The sequence below is a fragment of the Dankookia sp. GCM10030260 genome (assembly GCF_042666655.1).
GTDB lineage: Bacteria > Pseudomonadota > Alphaproteobacteria > Acetobacterales > Acetobacteraceae > Paracraurococcus.
Map to the genome: position 1 here is coordinate 336527 of NZ_JBHTDE010000003.1, position 18082 is coordinate 354608.

General features: G+C 72.8%; 19 protein-coding genes. 9 read left to right on the forward strand and 10 right to left on the reverse strand.

The features are described 5' to 3' along the window. Positions 1 to 74: 74 nt before the first annotated feature. The 6 genes from ACFQS7_RS13100 to ACFQS7_RS13125 form a co-directional block, all read right to left on the reverse strand. On the reverse strand, positions 75 to 1067 hold the full coding sequence (locus ACFQS7_RS13100; protein ID WP_380067522.1) for an SAM-dependent methyltransferase: 993 nt from the start codon (positions 1065 to 1067) through the stop codon (positions 75 to 77). Continuing rightward, complete coding sequence (locus ACFQS7_RS13105; RefSeq protein ID WP_380067523.1) at positions 1067 to 2050, reverse strand: Bug family tripartite tricarboxylate transporter substrate binding protein; 984 nt, start codon at positions 2048 to 2050, stop codon at positions 1067 to 1069. Before ACFQS7_RS13105 ends, ACFQS7_RS13100 begins: the two co-directional genes overlap by 1 nt. Before the next feature lie 52 nt (positions 2051 to 2102). Further along, complete coding sequence (locus ACFQS7_RS13110) at positions 2103 to 3014, reverse strand: AEC family transporter (protein WP_380067524.1); 912 nt, start codon at positions 3012 to 3014, stop codon at positions 2103 to 2105. Between the two features lie 173 nt (positions 3015 to 3187). Further along, positions 3188 to 3748, reverse strand: a complete 561-nt coding sequence (locus tag ACFQS7_RS13115; RefSeq protein WP_380067525.1) for a hypothetical protein — start codon at positions 3746 to 3748, stop codon at positions 3188 to 3190. A gap of 91 nt (positions 3749 to 3839) precedes the next feature. Further along, positions 3840 to 4340, reverse strand: a complete 501-nt coding sequence (locus ACFQS7_RS13120; RefSeq protein ID WP_380067526.1) for a polymer-forming cytoskeletal protein — start codon at positions 4338 to 4340, stop codon at positions 3840 to 3842. Between the two features lie 286 nt (positions 4341 to 4626). Further along, on the reverse strand, positions 4627 to 5277 hold the full coding sequence (locus ACFQS7_RS13125; protein WP_380067527.1) for an EI24 domain-containing protein: 651 nt from the start codon (positions 5275 to 5277) through the stop codon (positions 4627 to 4629). 106 nt (positions 5278 to 5383) lie between these two features. Here ACFQS7_RS13125 and ACFQS7_RS13130 point away from each other — a divergent pair, with 106 nt between their 5' ends. From ACFQS7_RS13130 to ACFQS7_RS13160, 7 genes are all read left to right on the forward strand, one after another. Continuing rightward, on the forward strand, positions 5384 to 6400 hold the full coding sequence (locus ACFQS7_RS13130) for an adenosine kinase (RefSeq protein ID WP_380067528.1): 1017 nt from the start codon (positions 5384 to 5386) through the stop codon (positions 6398 to 6400). Positions 6401 to 6513: 113 nt separating this feature from the next. Next, on the forward strand, positions 6514 to 6906 hold the full coding sequence (locus ACFQS7_RS13135) for a hypothetical protein (protein WP_380067529.1): 393 nt from the start codon (positions 6514 to 6516) through the stop codon (positions 6904 to 6906). Between the two features lie 233 nt (positions 6907 to 7139). Next, positions 7140 to 8969 (forward strand): translational GTPase TypA, encoded by a 1830-nt coding sequence (typA, locus tag ACFQS7_RS13140; RefSeq protein ID WP_380067530.1) that lies wholly within the window; start codon positions 7140 to 7142, stop codon positions 8967 to 8969. A 128-nt stretch (positions 8970 to 9097) separates the two neighbouring features. Further along, a complete protein-coding gene (locus ACFQS7_RS13145; RefSeq protein WP_380067531.1) occupies positions 9098 to 9340 on the forward strand; it encodes an AbrB/MazE/SpoVT family DNA-binding domain-containing protein in 243 nt (80 codons plus the stop codon). Positions 9341 to 9350: 10 nt separating this feature from the next. Beyond that, the gene (locus ACFQS7_RS13150; RefSeq protein ID WP_380067532.1) at positions 9351 to 9665 is read left to right on the forward strand and encodes a hypothetical protein; all 315 of its coding nucleotides are present in this window, start codon (positions 9351 to 9353) and stop codon (positions 9663 to 9665) included. A gap of 179 nt (positions 9666 to 9844) precedes the next feature. Then, positions 9845 to 10807 carry an NAD(P)H-dependent flavin oxidoreductase gene (locus tag ACFQS7_RS13155; RefSeq protein WP_380067533.1) on the forward strand — a complete coding sequence of 321 codons (963 nt, stop codon included), beginning with the start codon at positions 9845 to 9847 and terminating at the stop codon, positions 10805 to 10807. A 118-nt stretch (positions 10808 to 10925) separates the two neighbouring features. After that, positions 10926 to 12323, forward strand: coding sequence for an amidase (locus ACFQS7_RS13160; RefSeq protein ID WP_380067534.1), 1398 nt, complete (start codon positions 10926 to 10928; stop codon positions 12321 to 12323). Positions 12324 to 12391: 68 nt separating this feature from the next. On the opposite strand, the gene phnE (ACFQS7_RS13165) is transcribed toward ACFQS7_RS13160, so the two are convergent. The 4 genes from phnE (ACFQS7_RS13165) to phnC are packed head-to-tail and all read right to left on the reverse strand — an operon-like array spanning position 12392 to position 15977. Further along, positions 12392 to 13219 (reverse strand): phosphonate ABC transporter, permease protein PhnE, encoded by an 828-nt coding sequence (gene phnE / locus ACFQS7_RS13165; RefSeq protein ID WP_380067535.1) that lies wholly within the window; start codon positions 13217 to 13219, stop codon positions 12392 to 12394. Next, the gene (gene phnE / locus ACFQS7_RS13170) at positions 13216 to 14085 is read right to left on the reverse strand and encodes a phosphonate ABC transporter, permease protein PhnE (protein WP_380067536.1); all 870 of its coding nucleotides are present in this window, start codon (positions 14083 to 14085) and stop codon (positions 13216 to 13218) included. The genes phnE (ACFQS7_RS13165) and phnE (ACFQS7_RS13170) overlap by 4 nt, the downstream gene beginning before the upstream one ends. Positions 14086 to 14142: 57 nt before the next feature. Next, complete coding sequence (phnD, locus tag ACFQS7_RS13175; RefSeq protein ID WP_380067537.1) at positions 14143 to 15132, reverse strand: phosphate/phosphite/phosphonate ABC transporter substrate-binding protein; 990 nt, start codon at positions 15130 to 15132, stop codon at positions 14143 to 14145. Positions 15133 to 15164: 32 nt separating this feature from the next. After that, the gene (gene phnC, locus ACFQS7_RS13180) at positions 15165 to 15977 is read right to left on the reverse strand and encodes a phosphonate ABC transporter ATP-binding protein (RefSeq protein WP_380067538.1); all 813 of its coding nucleotides are present in this window, start codon (positions 15975 to 15977) and stop codon (positions 15165 to 15167) included. Positions 15978 to 16131: 154 nt separating this feature from the next. Between phnC and ACFQS7_RS13185 the strand changes: the two genes are divergently transcribed. Both ACFQS7_RS13185 and ACFQS7_RS13190 read left to right on the forward strand, forming a co-directional pair. After that, complete coding sequence (locus tag ACFQS7_RS13185; protein WP_380067539.1) at positions 16132 to 17238, forward strand: S1C family serine protease; 1107 nt, start codon at positions 16132 to 16134, stop codon at positions 17236 to 17238. Positions 17239 to 17382: 144 nt separating this feature from the next. Further along, positions 17383 to 18063 (forward strand): winged helix-turn-helix domain-containing protein, encoded by a 681-nt coding sequence (locus ACFQS7_RS13190; RefSeq protein WP_380067540.1) that lies wholly within the window; start codon positions 17383 to 17385, stop codon positions 18061 to 18063. Positions 18064 to 18082 lie beyond the last annotated feature (19 nt).

Here is an 18082-nt window from a genome sequence, read left to right on the forward strand (position 1 = left end):
GCGCGGTAGGTGCCAACTCAGAGAAATGGAGGTGGGTCCAGGGAAGATACGTCCTCCCTGGCCTTGCTGGCGTCTCAGCCCCCCGCCCGCAGCACCAGCCCCAGCGACGTCACCTGGTAGCCCGCATGCGCCATCCGCAGATGCGGCGGCTCCACCGTGCCCCGCGCCCGTTCCGCCAGCGTCTGGTAGGGCGGCAGGTCGACATAGAGGTCGAGCGGGCTGGGCGGCGGCTGGGCCAGGCGCGGCAGCAGGGCATGCCCTGCCGCCGCGGCGCGCGCCGCCAGCGCCGCGAGATGGCGGTCCTGCAGCAGCACCGTGGTGCCGGCCTCGATCGTCGGGCCCTCCGCCACCAGGTTGTATTCGGTCGTGTGCACGGCGATGCCGCCCGGCTTCAGGCAGCGCATCGCCCGCAGCAAAAAATCCAGCGTCGCCTCGATCGAGCCCAGATGCTCGACCGCGCAGACCGACCAGAGGAAGTCGAAGCCGCCATCGGCCAGGTCGGGCGGCAGCGCGTTCATGTCGACCGGGCGGAAGCGGACCCGGGTGTCGAACGCCGTCCGCGACAGCAAGGCGGGGCGGTAGAGCGCATCGAGCCCGGCGGCATGCTGCGCGGTGTCGCGCCAGACTTCCGCCTTGGCGTCCTCCGCCGCCAGGTCGGTCGCCAGGATCTCGGCGCCCTCGGCGGCGAACAGCGCCGGCAGCGCCTCGGTCCCGACCGCGAAGCCCAGGCCCCGGCGGCCGGGAGCCAGCATCCCGGCCTCCCACAGCATCTGCACCACCCAGGCGTCTTCCCAGACCTTGCGGTGGTACAGCGGGGCGAGCCCCAGCCGGCCGCACCAGTGGTGCAGCCAGGGGCTCTCGATATCCGCCTGGCAGCAGGCACGGCTGCCGATTCCGGCCGGCACCGGGGCGGCCGGCATCGGCGGGCCGCCCTGCCGCGCCGCATAGGCCTGCATCGCCAGCGCCGAGCCCAGCGCCTTGACGTTCCAGCGCAGCATCGCCGCTTCCCGCCCGGACCGGCCGCGGTGGCGCCAAGCGGCGCGCAGGCGCTGCAGCACGGGCGGCATCAGCCGTCCAGCCGGATCCCCAGCTCGCGGATCAACGGCCGCCATTCGGCATTCTCGCGCGCGACGAAGGCCTGGAATTCGGCCGGGCTCAGCGGCGCGCTCTCGATGCCGAGCGTCTTGTAGCGGTCCTGCACGTCGGGCGCGGCGACGCCGGCCTGCAGCGCCTCGGCCAGCTTCGCCACCAGCGGTGCCGGCACCGCGGAGGGGATGCTCATGCCCTGCCAGCCATAGGCGACGGCCCTGTCGAAGCCGAGCTCGCGGAGCGTCGGCACCTCCGGCGCGCGTGGGCTGCGCGCCTCGGAGAAGACACACAACGTCTTCACGCGACCGCCGGTGATGAAGGGGATGCCGGTGGCGCAGTCGATCACCACGCTGTCCACGTTGCCCGCCAGCAGGTCCTGCATCGCCGCCGGCCCGCCGCGATAGGGCACGTGCACCGCGTCCAGCCCGGTGCGGCGCTTGACCATCTCCATCGCCAGGTGATGCGGCGAGGCGACGGCGGGCGAGCCGTAATTCGGCGCCTTCAGCTTCGATTGCGCGACGAAGTCGGCGAAGTCCTTCACCGGATGGTCGGGGCGGACCACGATGAACAGCGGGAAGCGGCCGATGAAGCCGACGCCCTGGAGGTCCTTGTCCGGGTCGAAGGGCAGCCGGGCATAGAGCGCCGGGTTGTAGACCAGGATGCCGTTGTCGACATGCAGCATCGTGTAGCCGTCCGGCGCGCTGCGGACGACCGCCTCGCTGGCGACCACCGCGCCGCCGCCGGGACGGTTTTCCACCACCATGTTCTGGCCGAGCGTCCTGGCCATGTGGCTGCCGATCAGGCGCGCGAAGGTGTCGCTGGCGCCGCCCGGCGGGTAGCCGACGATCCAGCGCAGCGGCCGGTCCGGCCACGATGCCGTGCCGCCCTGGGCCTGCGCGCCCGTCGCGCCGGACAGCGCCGCCGCCCCGATCCCTGCCACAATCCCGCGCCGTCCCAGCATGGCATCCGCTCCGCCTCTCTGCCCAGCATCTACCGGAAAGATGAGGGTCTCGTCACGACCCCAGCAACAGGATCCACAGCGGCAGGGTCAGGATCGCCACCAGATGCTCCAGCGTGGTCAACGCCGCCATCAGCGGCGCGTCGCCGCCCATCGCGCGGGCCATCACATAGCTGGTCGTCGCCGTCGGCAGCGCCATGAAGACCAGCGCCGCGGACAGGGCCAGCGGTTCCAGCCCCAAGGCGCGGCCGAGCAGCAGCACCATGGCCGGTACCAGCACCAGCTTGATGACGCAGGTGGCGAGCTGCAGCGGCAGCCGGTCCCGCATCGCCCCCAGCGACAGCGCGGCGCCGACGCAGAGCAGGCCCAGTGCCACCGAGGCCTGGCCGAGCGCGCGCCCCAGCGGCGCGATCCCCGGCGGCAACCCGCCGGCCAGCGAGACGGCGAAGCCGGCGAGGCAGCCCAGCAGGAGCGGGTTCAGCGCCAGTTGCCGCGCCGCCCGGCCCGGCGAGAAGCCGCGGCCGCCGCCGAGGGCGAAGACCAGCGTGGTCATCAGCTGGACGAAGGGCACGATCAGCCCGGTGGCGACCGCGCCGAGCGAGGTCCCGGCGGCGCCGAACAGCCCGGCCATCACGGCGAAGCCCATCAGGTTGTTGAAGCGGACGCCGCCCTGGAAGACCGAGGTCCGCGCCGGGTGGTCGATCCCGGCCGCCCAGGCCAGGGCCAGGCTGAGCCCCGCCCCGCCGAGCAGCGCCAGCCAGATGGCAATGGCCATCCCGCCGATCGGCAGGGTCGCCAGGTCGACCGCGCCGATCGCCGAACACAGCAGCGCCGGCATCAGCACCCAGAAGACCAGGCGCTCGATCCCCGCCCAGACCGTATCGTCCCGCAGCAGGTGCCGGCGCAGCAGGGCGCCGAGCAGCAGCAGGCCGAAGGGTGGCACGAAGACGTCGAGGTAAAGGATCAAGGATGAGGGCCCAAGGCTGGGAGGGTGTGTGCGATAGGGGGTGCGGGGCGGCTTTCGTCCAGCGCCAAAGCGCCGCATGCCGGGGCGGGATGCATGGGCCCCTCGCCAGTCCGGCCTTCGATGCGTGGCGGCAGCTGATCGCGCCGGGAAAGGCCGGGGTCGCGGGCCGCGGCTCAGATGCCCTGGTCGGCTACCCGCACCGCCGGGCCACCCGACGCCGGGACCCGGTGCCCGTCCTGCGCCGCGGCGATCTCGCCCAGGCAGGCGGCCTCGGTGCGCGGCTCGGCGCCCTGCGCCCGGGCCGCGGCATGCGCCACCGACAAGCCATGGCCCGCGGGATAGAGGATGACGTCGAGCGCGCAGCCCGCCCCGGCATAGAGCCAGACCTCGGCGCCGCCCTCCGGCCGGCGCAGCACCGGCTCGCCCAGCCAGCGGCGTAGCGTCTCCGGCCCGGCGCCGAGCAGTTCGGCGGCGCTCGCCGGGCGGGTGCCGGCCGCGTCGAACCGGGCAGCGGTCGGCGGGCGTTCGTGCCGCGGGATGGGCTGCTGCGGCAGCGGGCGTGCCGCGCCGCCGACCAGGACCAGGGGCACGGCCGGCGATGCCGGCGGCGCAACCGCCGCCAGGCTGGCCTGGCCGCTTTCCAGCGCCGCCCGCATGGCGACGGCTTCCCGCTCGCCCGGCGCGGCGCAGCCGGCGGGCAGCAGCAGCAGCAGGAGGCGGAGGCGGGGCGCCATGGCCGCGCGGTCTCCGGAACGGGTGCCGCCGCGGCGGGCCCGGGGCCAAGGGTGGACGCCCGCCGCCGGTCACCCGGCGGCGGGCAAGGGCTCAGGCGTCGGCGGGCGCCGGCATCACCGGGGCCGGGGTGGCCGGGCGCGGTGCCGTGGTGGCGGAGGCCTGCGCCTCGGTCAGCATCTCCATGCGGCCGGAGACCTGGCCGCCTTCCTCGACGGACAGCTTGCGGCAGCGGGCGATGCCGTTGACCTTGCCGCTGGCGCGGATCACCAGGCTGTTGCGGGCGGTGATGGTGCCGTCGAACAGGCCGGCGATCTCGGCGTCCTCGACCTGCATCTCGCCCTTGAAGATGCCGGACTGGGCAACGAAGAGCTCGCTGGCCTGGATCATCTGGCTCTCGACCGTGCCCTCGACCACCAGGCGTTCGGCATCGGCGACGGTGCCCTGCAGGCTGATGCCGCGCCCGACCACGAGGGTCCGGCGCTCGCCGGGATCGATGCGGGCGGTCGGCCGGGCCGGGACCCCGACCGGGGCGGGCCGGATGCCGACATTCGGCGCGGCGGGGGTGGCGGTCGGCTTCGGAGCCAGGGACATGGTGGGCGCGTCCTTCGATGCTGGGCGGAATGGCGGCACGCCGAAATCGGAATCCCGGGCGGCGGGAATTGCCGCCGGTTCGGGATCGGCGGCCGGCGCGGCCGGCCCATCGTCACGTTTACGGCCGAAGATGGCCATGCTGTCCCCCCTTCAGAGCGGTGCGGCGGACAATGCGGCGGATGGTCCCGCGCGACGTGTCGCACAATGCGACCGGGCTACCATGCGGGCTCGCGCACGCACAACGGCGACATCGCATTCCTGCGAGGATTTTGCGGGATATTCCGCCTTAGCCGCGATGCAGCAGGTGGGTCATGGCGGCGGTGCCGAAAACCGGAACCAGCAGGTTAACCAATGGAACAAAAGATAGCGCCGAAAGCAGGGCGCCGAGCGCCAGGACTGGCGCCTCGCGGCGGCGTCGCAGCGCCCGCGATTCGGACACCGGCATGCGCCGCTGCGCCACCCCCTCGAACAGGCCGTGCCCCAGGGCGACGGTGCCGATGAGCCAGAGCGCGACCGCGCCGAAGGGCGGCGCCAGCAAGGCGAGCGGCAAGGCGAGCAGCGAGAAGGCGGCGACCTGCAGGCCAAAGCGCAGGTTGAAGGCGGTCTGCGCGGCGAGCCCGGCACCCTCTGCCGGCGGCAGGGCCGGATAGAAACGCCGCTCCACCGCCGCCGCCACCGGGTCGAGGAACAGCCCGGCGATCGCCAGCATCGCCGGGACGAACAGCCAGAAGGCCAGGCCCAGGGTCAGCAGGCCGCCGAAAGCCGCTGCCGCGGTCGCCAGCCAGCCCTCGCCACCGGCCAGCCCCGCGGTGCCCCAGGCGGCGAGGGCGGACAGCCCGAGGAAGACCGCGACGGCGCCGAGGAACCCCTTGAGCAGCGGTCCGAGGAAGGCGGGGTCGGGCAGCTGACGCAATGTCAGCATGCAGGCAGCGAGCATCGGTCCATCCCATGGTGGGGCGTCCGGTTGCCGCCCCGCGGAGCGGGGGCTATCCGGTCCGCATCCTGCCCGCAACGCCCGCCAGCCCCATGAGGTCGCGACCGACATGAGCGAGCCCACCCTCGATATTCTCGGCATCGGCAACGCCATCGTCGACGTCCTGGCCCGCGCCGAGGACAGTTTCCTCGACGCCCATGACCTGACCAAGGGCGCCATGCGCCTGGTCGGGCCGGAGGAGGCGGAGGCGCTCTATGCCGCCATGGGGCCGGGGACCGAGAGCTCGGGCGGCTCGGCCGGCAATACCTGCGCGGTCGCCGCGGCGCTCGGCGCCCGGGTGGGCTTCCTCGGCAAGGTGGCGGACGACCAGCTCGGCCGGGTCTTCGCGCACGACATCCGTGCCGCCGGCGTGCATTTCCCGACCGCACCCCTGACGCAGGGCGCACCGACCGCCCGCTGCCTGATCCTGGTGACGCCCGACGCGCAACGGACGATGAACACCTTCCTCGGCGCCTGCGTGCATTTCTCCGCCGCCGACGTGGACGCAGCCGAGGTTGCCCGCGCCAAGGTGCTCTACATGGAAGGCTACCTGTTCGACCCGCCGGCGGCGCAGGCCGCCTTCCGCGAGGCCGCCCGCATCGCGCATGCGCACGGCCGCCAGGTCGCGCTCTCCCTGTCGGACGCCTTCTGCGTCGGCCGCCACCGCGAAGCCTTCCGCGCGCTGGTGCGGGAGGAGGTCGATATCCTCTTCGCCAACGAAAGCGAGCTCCTGGCGCTGTACGAGACCGACGAATTCGAGGCGGCGGTCGATCTGGTCCGTGGCGAGGTGGCGCTGGCCGCGCTGACCCGCAGCGCCGCGGGCAGCACCATCGTCGCCGGGGCGGCGCGGCACGAGGTCGCCGCGGTGCCGACCAAGGTGGTGGACACCACCGGCGCCGGCGATGCCTATGCCGCGGGCTTCCTGGCGGCCCACACCCAGGGGCTGCCGCTGCCGGAGTGCGGCCGCTGGGGATCGGCGGCGGCAGCCGAGGTGATCTCGCATTTCGGCGCCCGGCCGCAGGGCGACATCAAGGCGCTGGTCGTTGCCGGCACGGGGAACCGGCCGGTCTCCATCGTGTTGGGTTAACACGGGCCGGAACGCAACGGGGACGCGAAAAAGTCCTTGGCGTTTCGGATCCGGCCATGGCCGCTCACGGGGAGACGGCGGGCCGGCCCCGCACCTGGATGAGAGAAAGCCCCATGCGTCGAACCGAACTCCTCGCTGCCACGCTTGGCACCATGCTGCTCGCCACGCCCGCCTTCGCTGATTGCGTCGGCGATCTGAACGAGGCGTCTGACCGTTCCGGCTTCATCGTCCTGGCCCAGGGCGGCGGCGGCGGCGGCGGGGCCGACAGCAGCGGCCAGGGTGGTCTGTCCGCTGCTACCCCGGGCTCGCCGGCGGCCGGCAACCTCGGCAGCACGCCGCAGAACATGCAGGGCCGCAGCCAGCAGCCGGCCCAGGGCGCGGCGGTGCCGCTGGCTCCGAGCAGCGGCCGCGGCGGTCCCGACCCGAGCGCCTCCTCCGGGGCGATGCAGACCGCACCGGGCGGCACCGGCGTGATGCCGGGCGAACGGACGCAGCCGCGCCGCTGAGCCGACGCGCGCGGGGCCCCCGGGCCCCGCATCGCGGGTAGCCGTTCCATGCGGCGGGGCGACCGCCCCGCGCGCAGGTTCCGGCTGCCCTGCGGCATTCAAGGCTCGCTTTTCCGGCGCCGAGCCACTATCTGTGCGCCGCAACATGCCGCCTGCCTGCGCCGCACGTGCCCGGTCGCCTCCTGCGACCGGGCCGCGTCGTTCTGCGTTGCGGCGCCCAGGGACTGCCCTTTATGGAAATCCGCAACGTCGCGATCATCGCGCATGTCGACCATGGCAAGACGACGCTGGTCGATAACCTCCTCAAGCAGGCGGGCGCCTTCCGCCCGAACCAGCATGTCGCCGAACGGGCGATGGACCGCAACGACCTCGAGCGCGAGCGCGGCATCACCATCCTCGCCAAGTCCACCGCGGTGGAATGGAAGGGCGTCAAGATCAACATCGTCGACACCCCCGGCCACGCCGATTTCGGCGGCGAGGTCGAGCGCATCCTGTCGATGGTCGATGGCGCGATCGTGCTGTGCGACGCCGCCGAGGGCCCGCTGCCGCAGACCAAGTTCGTGCTGACCAAGGCGCTGGCCCGCGGCATCCGGCCGATCGTGGTCATCAACAAGGTCGATCGCCAGGACGCCCGGCCGGACGAGGTCCACAACGAGGTCTTCGACCTGTTCGCCGCCCTCGGCGCGACCGACGAGCAGCTCGACTTCCACACCATGTTCGCCTCCGGCCGCCAGGGCTGGGCCGACATGGAGCTCGAAGGGGCCCGCAAGGACCTCTCGCCCATGTTCGACCTGATCCTCAGCCACGTGCCGCCGCCGAAGGTCGAGCTCGACAAGCCCTTTGCGATGAACGCCGCGATCCTCGAGGCCGACAACTTCCTCGGCCGCATCCTGACCGGCCGGGTCGAGCAGGGCATCGGCCGGCTCAACATGCCGGTGAAGGTGCTGCGCCAGGACGGCTCGGTGGTCGAGACGGGGCGGCTGACCAAGCTGATGACCTTCTCCGGCCTCGACCGCGTGCCGGTGGATGAGGTGCAGGCGGGCGACATCATCGCCATCGCCGGCCTGTCCGACGCCACCATCCCGGACACCATCTGCGCGCCCGAGGTGACCGAGCCGCTGCACGCCATCCCGGTCGACCCGCCGACCCTGGCCATGACCTTCCGCATCAACGACGGCCCGCTCGGCGGCCGCGAGGGCAAGAAGGTGACGTCGCGGCAGATCCGCGACCGGCTGTACAAGGAGATCGAAGGCAACGTCGCCATCAAGGTGACCGACAGCCAGGAGGCCGACAGCTTCGAGGTCGCCGGCCGCGGCGAGCTGCAGCTCGGCGTGCTGATCGAGCAGATGCGCCGCGAGGGCTTCGAGCTGACGATCGGCCGGCCGCGCGTGCTGACCCAGATCAACCCCGAGACCGGCGAGCGCGAGGAGCCCTTCGAGGAAGTGCTCGTCGATGTCGACGAGGGCTATTCGGGCGTGGTCGTCGAGAAGCTGTCGATCCGCAAGGGCGTGATGCAGGACATGCGGCCGTCCGGCGGCGGCAAGATCCGCATCACCTTCGAGATGCCGTCGCGCGGCCTGATCGGCTACCACGGCGAGTTCATGACCGACACCCGCGGCACCGGGCTGATGAACCGGCTGTTCCTCGGCTACCGCCCCTGGGTCGGGGTGATCCCCGGCCGCCGCAACGGCAGCCTGATCTCGTCCGAGCCGGGCGAGGCGATCCAGTATGCGCTGTTCTACCTGCAGGAGCGCGGCACGCTGTTCGTCGATCCGGGCGTGAAGGTCTACGAGGGCATGATCCTCGGCGAGCATTCGCGCGAGAACGACCTCGACGTGAATCCGATCAAGGAAAAGAAGCTCACCAACATCCGTGCCGCCGGCAAGGACGAGGCGCTGCTGCTGACCCCGCCGCGGCGGATGAGCCTGGAGCAGGCGATCGCCTATATCGAGGACGATGAGCTTGTCGAAGTGACGCCGGCCGCGGTGCGGCTGCGCAAGCGCTACCTCGACCCGCATGAGCGCAAGAAGCACGCGAAGCGGTCGGAGAGCCAGGCGGCCTGATCCGCGCCGGCATAACGGTGGTTTGGAACGGCGTCCTGTCTCGCAGGGCGCCGTTCCTGCGTTCGGGGTGGTTGCATCCGGCCCCGGGCGCGGCGTAAGCCGAGGCGTTCGGATCGGAAGTGGATGGAATGCCGAAGCTGCCGAACGCGCCGCGGATGCTGCGGGCGCGGATGGATGCCAAGGGGCGGATCACCGTGCCGAAGGCGCTGCGGATGCAACTGGGCCTGATGCCTGGCAGCCAGGTCCTGCTGCGGGCGGCGGGGGAGGAGTTGCATGGCATCGCCACGCCATCCCTGCTGCGGCGGCTGCGCGGAGCGCGGCAGGGGCTGCGGCGCCGGCTGGCCGAAGTCGATGCGGAGCGGGATGATTGACCGGCCTGGTATGGCGCGGCAGCAGCCCCTGCCATGCGGCGCGGCGACCGGCGCGGTGAACCTGACCGAAGTGGCCGGCCCCGTCTGGCTCGATCCCACCCGTGCCGCCGCTTGGCCTGATGAAGGGGCGCGTCCGAGCGTCGGCCTCAGCGCGTCCCAGGCGGCCCGCACCGGCGTGCTGCTGCCCGCCTGGGGCCGGCAGGGGCTCTTGCTCGGCGATGCTGCCTGCCTTGGCACCGCCGCGGGGCTCGGGCTGCCGGTGCCGACCGCGGGCCGGCGCTGGGCCGGGCGGGACACCGGGGTCGTGGTGCGGCGGCTGCACTGAACCGACCGCGGCGAGGAGCCTCGTGGCCCGCGGCAGCCTTTCGGCACCACCTTGCCGAAAGGCTGGCTGGCGACCAGGACCAGGGCGACGGCCGGGGCCAGGCGGCAGCGGCATCGTGACGGCTGCCCAGCGCGGCCTCCTGCGGCTAGCATCCCCCGGACTTCGCCCCTGGGGGACCCATGCCGCCGCAGATCGAGACCCGCGTCACCCGCCTGCTCGGCATCCGCTATCCCATCGTGCAGGGTGGGCTGGCCCGCGTCGCCACCGCGCCGCTGGCCGCCGCCGTGTCCAATGCCGGCGGGCTGGGGCAGATCGCCTCGGCGGGGCTCGACGGGCCCGCGGCGCTACGCGCGGAAATCCGCCGCTGCCGGGCGCTGACCGCGCTGCCCTTCGCGGTGAACTTCCCGATCGGCCGGCAGGATATCTGGCCGGGCCTGGAAGCGACGCTGGAGGAAGGCGTCGGCATCATCGCGCTGACCGCCGGCAACCCCGCCCCCTATATCCGCCGCTGCCAGGAGGCCGGGGCGAAGACCCTGGTGCTGACCGCCGGGCCCGAACTGGCGAAGAAGGCCGAGGCGGTGGGCGCCGACATGGTGGCGACCGTGGGCTATGAGGGCGGCGGCCATATCGGCCGGTCCGACGAGACCACGCTGGTCATGGTCCCGCGCGTCGTGGCGGCGGTGAAGATCCCCGTCCTCGCCTCGGGCGGCATCGCCACCGGGGCGGGGCTGCTGGCGGCGCTGGCCCTGGGGGCCGAGGGCGTCGAGATGGGCACCCGCTTCGTCGCCACCGCCGAGGCCCAGGCGCATGCCGCCTACAAGCACGCGCTGGCGGCGGCGGCGCCGGGCGACACCATGATCATCAAGCGGACGCTGGGCATGCCCGGCCGCGTGCTGCGGAGTGCGCATGCCGAGGCCATCCTCGCCGCCGAGGCGGCCGGGGCGCCGCAGGCGGAGATCGTGGCGATGATCGCAGGCGGCATGAATGCACGCGGCACGGACGATGGCGACCTGGACGGCAGCTATGTCTGGGCCGGGCAATGCGTCGGGCTGTTCGACGACGTGCCGGGCGCGGGCGAGGTGATCACGCGGATGGCCGCCGAGGCGGCAGCGGGCCTGGCACGGCTGCGCGGATTCTTCTGAAGGCTTGTCCCGCACCGCCGGGGAAAGCCAGGGCGGCCTGCGTCTTGCCGCCCGATCCACCCTTATCCCAATCCTCCCCCGTCTACGGGGGAGGGGGACGTACCGACCGGAGGCCCGCATGCCCAGTGACCCTGCCCTGCTGTCGGCCACCACCCTTGCCGGCCGCTTCGCCCGCGGCGCGCTATCGCCGGTCGAGGCGCTGGAGGCGATCCTGGCGCGGATCGCCCGGCTGAACCCGCGGCTGAACGCCATCGTCGCGCTGGACGAGGCCGGTGCCCGCGCCGCGGCGCGCGCCAGCGAGGCACGCTGGCGGGCCGGCACGCCGCTGTCCCCGCTGGATGGCGTCGCCCTGACGGTAAAGGACAACATCGCCGTCGCCGGCCTGCCCTGCGTCTGGGGCAGCCCGATCTTCCGCGGCTTCGTGCCGGAGCGGGACGAACTGCCGGTAGCGCGTGCCCGGGCAGCGGGGATGGTCATCCTCGGCAAGACCAACGTCCCGGAATTCACCCTGCAGGGCTATACCGACAACACGGTCTACGGGGTGACGCGCAACCCGTGGAACCTGGCGCTGACGCCGGGCGGGTCTTCCGGCGGCGCGGTCGCGGCGGTGGCGGCCGGGCTGGGGCCGCTGGCGCTCGGCACCGATGGCGGCGGGTCGATCCGCCGGCCGGCCAGCCATGCCGGGCTGGTCGGGTTGAAGCCCTCCATCGGCCGGGTGCCGCGCTGCGACGGGCTGCCGGCGATCCTGCTGGACCTGGAGCAGATCGGCCCGATCGCCCGGACCAGCGCCGACCTGACTGCATTCCTGGCGCTGCTGTCCCCGCCGGATGCGCGCGACCCCGCCTGCCGCGCCATGCCCCCCTTCGCCGTGCCGCCGCGGGCGCCGCGCCAGCGCATCCTCTGCGTCCCGCGGCTCGGCAGCAATCCGGTGGATGTGGAGATCGCCGCCAGCACCGCCATCGCGGCGGCGCAGCTCGCCCGGCTGGGGCACCATGTCGAGCAGGGCGAAGCGCCTTTCACGCTGGAGGAGCTGAACGCGCTGTTCGGCCCTGTGGGCCAGGCCGGCCTTGCATGGCTGCTGGCCGGGCGGGGCGGCGAGCCCGAGGCGCCGATGCTGCGGGAGATGGCGGCGGCCGGCCGGGCCTTGTCGCCGCAGGCGCTGTTCGGCGCGGTGGACGGGATCGCCGCCTTCCGCCGGCGGATGGCGGGGTTCTTCGGCGCCTGGGACCTGATCCTGACGCCGGCCGCCGCGGCGCTGCCCTGGCCGGCCGCGCAGGTGGCGCCGCCGATGATCGACGGCCTGGCCGTAGGCCCGCGCGGCCATGCGATCTTCACCAATTTCGCCAACCTGGCCGGGCTGCCCGGCATCGCCCTGCCGTGCCAGCCTTCCGAGGCCGGTCTGCCGATCGGCTTCCAACTCGTCGGCCCATCCGGCGCGGACGGAGTGCTGTGCGCGATGGCGGCGGAGTGGGAAGCCGCCCGCCCCTGGGCCGACCGCTGGCCGGATCTGGCCTGACCCCCGGGCTCCAAGGGCCTTTCGGCCCTTGGCAGGGGAAGCGTGGAGGGGACGGCGTCCCCTCCGCCTCACCCGCCGATCAGCCGTTTCCGCAGCCGGGCCGAGCCCCAGTCGATCGCCGCGACGATCACCACCATCAGCAGGATGATGAAGGCGACCTCGTCCCAGGCCCGCACCCGGATGCGCTCCGAGATCTGCAGCCCGATCCCGCCCGCCCCGACCACGCCGAGGATCGCCGCCGAGCGCGTGTTGCTTTCGAAGAAGTACAGCGCCTGGGACAGCATCACCGGCAGCACCTGCGGCAGCACGCCGAAGCGGAGCCGCTCCGCCCAGCCGCCGCCCGCCGCCGTGACGCCTTCGACCTGCCGCGGCTCGATGCTCTCGATCGCCTCGGCATAGAGCTTGGCCAGCACGGCGATGTCGGCGGTGGCGATGGCCAGCACCCCGGCCAGCGGCCCGAGCCCGACCGCCCGCACATAGGCCAGTGCCCAGATCAGCTGGTCGATGCCGCGGAAGCCGTCGAACAGCCGGCGGACGGAAAAGCGCAGCGCCCAGGCCGTCACCACGTTGCCGGCGCCGAGGAAGCCGAGCGGCACGGCCAGCAGCGCCGCGACGCAGGTGCCGAGGAAGGCCATGGCGACGCTCTCCGCCAGCCCCTGCAGGATCTCGACCCATTGCGCGCCGGGGGAGGGCGGCACCATCAGGCGCAGGATGGTGGCGAGGCCTTCCAGCCCGTTCCACAGCCGCCGCGGGGTGAAGCCGAAGGCCGCCAGCGCCCAGCCGAGCCAGCCTAGGAAAAGCGCGGCGCCGAGGCCGCGCAGCAGCCGGACCCGCGGCGTGGCGCCGAAGGCGGCCGGCAGCCGCGCGCGCCAGGCGGCGACCTCGGCCGCGCTCATGCCAGCCGGCCGATCACGGCGTGCCGCAGCCGTTCCGAGACCAGGTCGATGCCGGCGACGGCGAGCAGGATCAGCAGCACGATGGCGCTGATCTCCTCATAATAATTCTGCGCGATGACGGTGTAGAGCTCCTGGCCGATCCCGCCGCCGCCGACGAAGCCGATGACGCTGGCCGAGCGCAGGTTGATCTCGAAGCGCAGCAGCGCGTAGCTCAGCAGGTTGGGCGCGACCTGCGGCAGGATGGCGAAGCGGCAGGCATGCGGCCAGGTGCCGCCCGCGGCGCGCACGCCGTCCCAGGCGCCGAGCCCGGTATTCTCGATCGATTCGGCGAAGAGCTTGCCGCAGGCCCCGGCGGTGTGCAGGGCGATCGCCAGGATGCCGGCCAGCGGGCCGACGCCGAAGGCCCAGACCAGGATCAGCGCGAAGACGATCTCGGGGACCGTCCGCATCGCCTCCATGCTCCGCCGCGCGAGCTGCACCGCCAGCGTTCCGGCGCCGAGGTTGCGCGCCGCGGGGAAGGCCAGCAGCAGCCCGGCGGCGGCGCCCATCAGCGTGGCGAGTGCCGCCATGTTGGCGGTCTCGAACAGCAGCCAGGCCCAGGAATCGAGCCGGTAGAACCAGGCGGCGAGGCTGCCCTCGGTCTCGGTGCCGGCGAAGATCGCCGCCCAGCGCAGCGTCGGCAGCAGCTTTTCGAAGTATTCGCCGGCGCGCGGCAGGCCCGCGGCCAGCGTCGCCGGCCTGACCTCGCTCACCCAGGCGGAGGCCAGCAGGCAGGCGAGCAGGACCGTAAGCCCGACAAGCGTGGCGACGCGGCGCTGCCGCCGTGCCGCCTGGTACGCCGCTTCGCCGCGCGTGACCACGGCCATCGTTGGCGCGGCCGGTTCAGGCTCCCGGCGCATGGCGCCTCCCGCCAGCGGACGCGATCAGTTCCGCCGCCGGCGCTCCACCGCCTCCTGCTTCCGCATCTCCACCATGAAGGCATAGTCCTGGTGGGTGACCTCGCGGTAGCCGGCGCCGCCGCCGCGCTCGATCTGCTTGTAGATGTCCGGATGCGCGCGGGGCAAAGCCAGGTGGAACATCCGCATGTCCTCCTTGAAGGCGTCCGGCAGCTCGGTCCGCACGGTCTGCGGCCCGTTGATGATGGGGTCGGAGCTCCAGATCACCCGCATCTGGTGCATGTCGAGCAGCCGCTTGTCGACCATCGCCCGCAGGGTGCCGCGGGTATAGCCGGCATTCACGTCGCCCTGGCCGGACGCCCAGGTGACCGCCGCGTCGTACTGCTTCTGCACCACGGCGATGATCGCCTGCTCATGCCCGCCGGCGAAGCCGGTGCGGCTGAAATACTGTTCGGGGTTGATGCCCTGGCGGCGCAGCGCGAAGCGCGGGATGAGGTAGCCGCTGGCCGAATTGGGGTCGGACCAGGCCATCGCGCGGCCGCGCATGTCGGCCAGCGTGGCGATGCCGCTGTCGGCCCGCACCAGCATGACCGCGACATAGCTGATCGACCCGTCGGCTTCCTCGGTGGTCAGCAACGGCTCGACCCCGCCGTTGGTGTCCACCCAGGCGGCGGCATAGGCGGCCGGCGACATGTTGGCGATGTCGAGCTGCTTCGCCCCGAAGGCCTGGATCACCCCGGCATAGTCGCTGGCGGGATAGAGCCGGGCCGGCACCTTGAAGGTCGCCTCGATCAGGTCGCGGTAGGGGCCGAAGCGGCCGAGCCGGTCCGCCTCGTTCTCGCCGCCCAGCAGGCCGATGCGGACCTGCTTCATCTGCGCCCCCCAGGCGCGCGGCCCGGCCTCGGGGAAGACGACCGACGCATCCAGGCTGCGGCGCGGCGGGCGGGCGGTCTGCGCCAGCGCAGGGGCGCCGAGGCTGGCGGCGAGCAGGGCGCCCAGGGCGCGTCGCGTGGTCATGCTGCTGGTCCTCGTCCGGGGAAGCGCCTGGATCATGCCACCGCCGGGCGAGGCTGGGCAGCCGCCACCCGGGCCGCGGCCTCGGCGGCGAATTCCGCCTCGGTGATGCCGTAGATGGCGCGCAGCCGGGCGGCGTCCAGCGCCTCCGGCCGCCCGTCGAAGACCACCCGCCCGGCCTGCATCGCCAGGATCCGGTCGCAGTATTCGCGGGCGGTGTCGAGGTGGTGCAGGTTGACCAGCACGGTGATGCCCTGCGTCCGGTTCACCGTGCGCAGCGCGTCCATCACCGCCCTGGCGTTCATCGGGTCGAGCGAGGCGATCGGCTCATCCGCCAGGACAAGCTTCGGTTCCTGCAGCAGGGCGCGGCACAGCGCGACGCGCTGCTGCTGGCCGCCCGAGAGCGTCTCCGCCCGCTGCAGCGCCACCTCGGCCAGGCCGAAGCGGTCGAGCGTGGCCAGCGCCATGGCGCGTTCCCCGGCGGAGAAGGTGCCGGCCAGCAGCACCATCGCCCGGCGCAGCCCGTGCTGGTGGGCCAGCCGGCCGACCAGGACATTGGTCAGCACGTCCAGCCGCTGCACCAGGTTGAACTGCTGGAAGACCATGGCGCAGTCGCGTCGCCAGGCCCGCAGCGCCCGCCCCCGCAGGACGGTGACGTCCCGCCCCGCGGCCAGGATGCGGCCGGCATCGGGCTCGACCAGCCGGTTGACCAGCCGCAGCAGGGTCGACTTGCCGGCGCCCGAGCGGCCGATGATGCCGACCATCTGCCCGGCCGGCACGGCGAGGCTGACCTGGTCGACCGCCAGGGTTGCGCCGAAGCGCCGCGTCAGCCCTTGCAGTTCCAGCATGGTTGCGTGCGGAGGCTCCATCCCCCCTGCCTAGCCCAGCCGCTGCCGCCGGCGAACCCCATCTGCGCTTATACCCTGGCCAAGGAGGTTGAACCGCCGCATCCATCCTCCCAGAATTGAACCTATATCGGCATCGTCCCCCCCGCCGCCGTGAATGAGGACCGCCATCCTGACTTCCGTCTCGCTGCCGCGCCGCAGGCTCGGCCTGGCCGCCACCGCCCTGCTGCTCGCGGCCCCGCTCCTGCCGCTCGGTGCCTGCGCCCCCGCCGCGGCGCAGCGCGGTGCCCTGATCGCCGATTTCGCCGACCTGGCGGAGCGGGTGCAGCCCGCCGTGGTCAATATCGCCGTGACCTCCGAGCAGCGGGCGGAAATCCCGCCCGAGCTGCGCGGCACCCCGTTCGAGCGCTATTTCCGCGATCGCCAGCGCAACCGTCGGCAGGAGGTGCAGGGGGCCGGCAGCGGCTTCGTCATCGATCCCGCCGGCTTCATCGTGACCAACAACCACGTGATCGGCAATGCCAGCAAGGTGGTGGTGTCGCTGCAGGACGGCTCCGAATTGCAGGCCAGGGTGGTCGGCACGGATGAACTGACCGACCTGGCGCTGCTGAAGGTCGAACCCCGCGCGCCGCTGGTCGCGGTGTCCTGGGGCTCGTCCTCCGCGGCACGGGTCGGATCCTGGGTACTGGCGGCGGGCAATCCCTTCGGCCTGGGCGGGACGGTGACCGCCGGGATCATCTCCGCCCGCGGGCGGGAGATCGGCGCCGGCCCCTTCGACGACTTCATCCAGACCGACGCCGCCATCAACCCGGGCAATTCCGGCGGGCCGCTGTTCAACCCGACCGGCGAGGTGATCGCCATCAACACGGCGATCTACTCGCCCTCCGGCGCCTCGGCCGGGATCGGCTTCGCCACGCCGTCCGACCTGGCCCGGCCGGTGATCGAGCAGTTGAAGCGCGACGGCAAGGTCGAGCGCGGCTGGCTCGGCGTCTCGGTGCAGGACATCGTGCCGGAGGATGGCCGCGCCGGCCGCCGCGGGGTGATGATCGCCGGGCTCGAGCGCAACAGCCCGGCGGCCAAGGCGGGGCTGCGCCAGGGCGACCTGGTGGTGGCGATCAACGGCGACCGGGTCGAGACCTCCCGCGGCCTGGTCCGCACCGTCGCCGCCGTCCCGCCCGGGCAGACCCTGCGGCTGACCGTGGTGCGGGAGGGGCGGGAGCGCGAGCTGCCGGTGCAGGTCGGCCGGCGGCCCTCGGCGGGATGATCCCCCGCGGTGGCGCGCGGATGGTGTAGAATCAATGTGCCCGGCAGCCGGCGGTAAGGCGGTCGGGGGGCAGGAAGGACGGGACCGGCCAGGGATCGACTCATGCGGGTCGCATCCCGAGGCACCGGGCGAGGACAGGACACGATGCGGATTCTGCTGGTCGAGGACGATGCCGAGGTCGCGCGCTTCGTGCGCAAGGGCCTGCAGGAGGCCGGCCATACGGTCGAGCACGCGACCAATGGCCGCGACGGGCTGTTCCTCGCGGCCTCCGAGCAGTTCGACATGCTGGTGCTCGACCGCATGTTGCCGGGCGGGGTGGACGGCGTCCGGCTGGTCGAGACGCTGCGCAGCCAGGGCAACCGCACGCCGGTGCTGTTCCTGTCGGCGCTGTCGGCGGTGGACGAACGGGTGAAGGGCCTGAAGGCCGGCGGCGACGACTATCTCACGAAGCCTTTCGCCTTCGCCGAGCTGCTGGCGCGGGTCGAGGCGCTGGGCCGCCGTCCCTCGGTGGATGCGCCGGCGACCAAGCTGCGGGTCGCCGACCTCGAGCTCGACCTGCTGTCGCGCACCGTGATGCGCGCGGCCAAGCGGATCGACGTCCAGCCGCGCGAATTCCGCCTGCTGGAACACCTGATGCGCCATGCCGGGCAGGTGGTGACCCGGACCATGCTGCTGGAGAAGGTCTGGGACTACCATTTCGATCCGCAGACCAACGTCATCGACGTGCATGTCTCCCGCCTCCGGCAGAAGCTGGACAAGGGCTTCGACAAGCCGCTCATCCACACCGTGCGCAACGCCGGCTACATGATCCGGGCGGAGCCCTGAGGCTGCCGATCGGCGGCTT

Coding starts and splice junctions, on each gene's coding strand:
- ACFQS7_RS13100 (WP_380067522.1), bottom strand. CDS start 1,067: ATGCCGCCCGTGCTGCAGCGCCTGCGCGCCGCTTGGCGCCACCGCGGC.
- ACFQS7_RS13105 (WP_380067523.1), bottom strand. CDS start 2,050: ATGCTGGGACGGCGCGGGATTGTGGCAGGGATCGGGGCGGCGGCGCTG.
- ACFQS7_RS13115 (WP_380067525.1), bottom strand. CDS start 3,748: ATGGCGCCCCGCCTCCGCCTCCTGCTGCTGCTGCTGCCCGCCGGCTGC.
- ACFQS7_RS13120 (WP_380067526.1), bottom strand. CDS start 4,340: ATGTCCCTGGCTCCGAAGCCGACCGCCACCCCCGCCGCGCCGAATGTC.
- ACFQS7_RS13125 (WP_380067527.1), bottom strand. CDS start 5,277: ATGCTCGCTGCCTGCATGCTGACATTGCGTCAGCTGCCCGACCCCGCC.
- ACFQS7_RS13130 (WP_380067528.1), top strand. CDS start 5,384: ATGAGCGAGCCCACCCTCGATATTCTCGGCATCGGCAACGCCATCGTC.
- ACFQS7_RS13135 (WP_380067529.1), top strand. CDS start 6,514: ATGCGTCGAACCGAACTCCTCGCTGCCACGCTTGGCACCATGCTGCTC.
- typA (WP_380067530.1), top strand. CDS start 7,140: ATGGAAATCCGCAACGTCGCGATCATCGCGCATGTCGACCATGGCAAG.
- ACFQS7_RS13145 (WP_380067531.1), top strand. CDS start 9,098: ATGCCGAAGCTGCCGAACGCGCCGCGGATGCTGCGGGCGCGGATGGAT.
- ACFQS7_RS13150 (WP_380067532.1), top strand. CDS start 9,351: ATGGCGCGGCAGCAGCCCCTGCCATGCGGCGCGGCGACCGGCGCGGTG.
- ACFQS7_RS13155 (WP_380067533.1), top strand. CDS start 9,845: ATGCCGCCGCAGATCGAGACCCGCGTCACCCGCCTGCTCGGCATCCGC.
- ACFQS7_RS13160 (WP_380067534.1), top strand. CDS start 10,926: ATGCCCAGTGACCCTGCCCTGCTGTCGGCCACCACCCTTGCCGGCCGC.
- phnE (WP_380067535.1), bottom strand. CDS start 13,219: ATGAGCGCGGCCGAGGTCGCCGCCTGGCGCGCGCGGCTGCCGGCCGCC.
- phnE (WP_380067536.1), bottom strand. CDS start 14,085: ATGGCCGTGGTCACGCGCGGCGAAGCGGCGTACCAGGCGGCACGGCGG.
- phnD (WP_380067537.1), bottom strand. CDS start 15,132: ATGACCACGCGACGCGCCCTGGGCGCCCTGCTCGCCGCCAGCCTCGGC.
- phnC (WP_380067538.1), bottom strand. CDS start 15,977: ATGCTGGAACTGCAAGGGCTGACGCGGCGCTTCGGCGCAACCCTGGCG.
- ACFQS7_RS13185 (WP_380067539.1), top strand. CDS start 16,132: ATGAGGACCGCCATCCTGACTTCCGTCTCGCTGCCGCGCCGCAGGCTC.
- ACFQS7_RS13190 (WP_380067540.1), top strand. CDS start 17,383: ATGCGGATTCTGCTGGTCGAGGACGATGCCGAGGTCGCGCGCTTCGTG.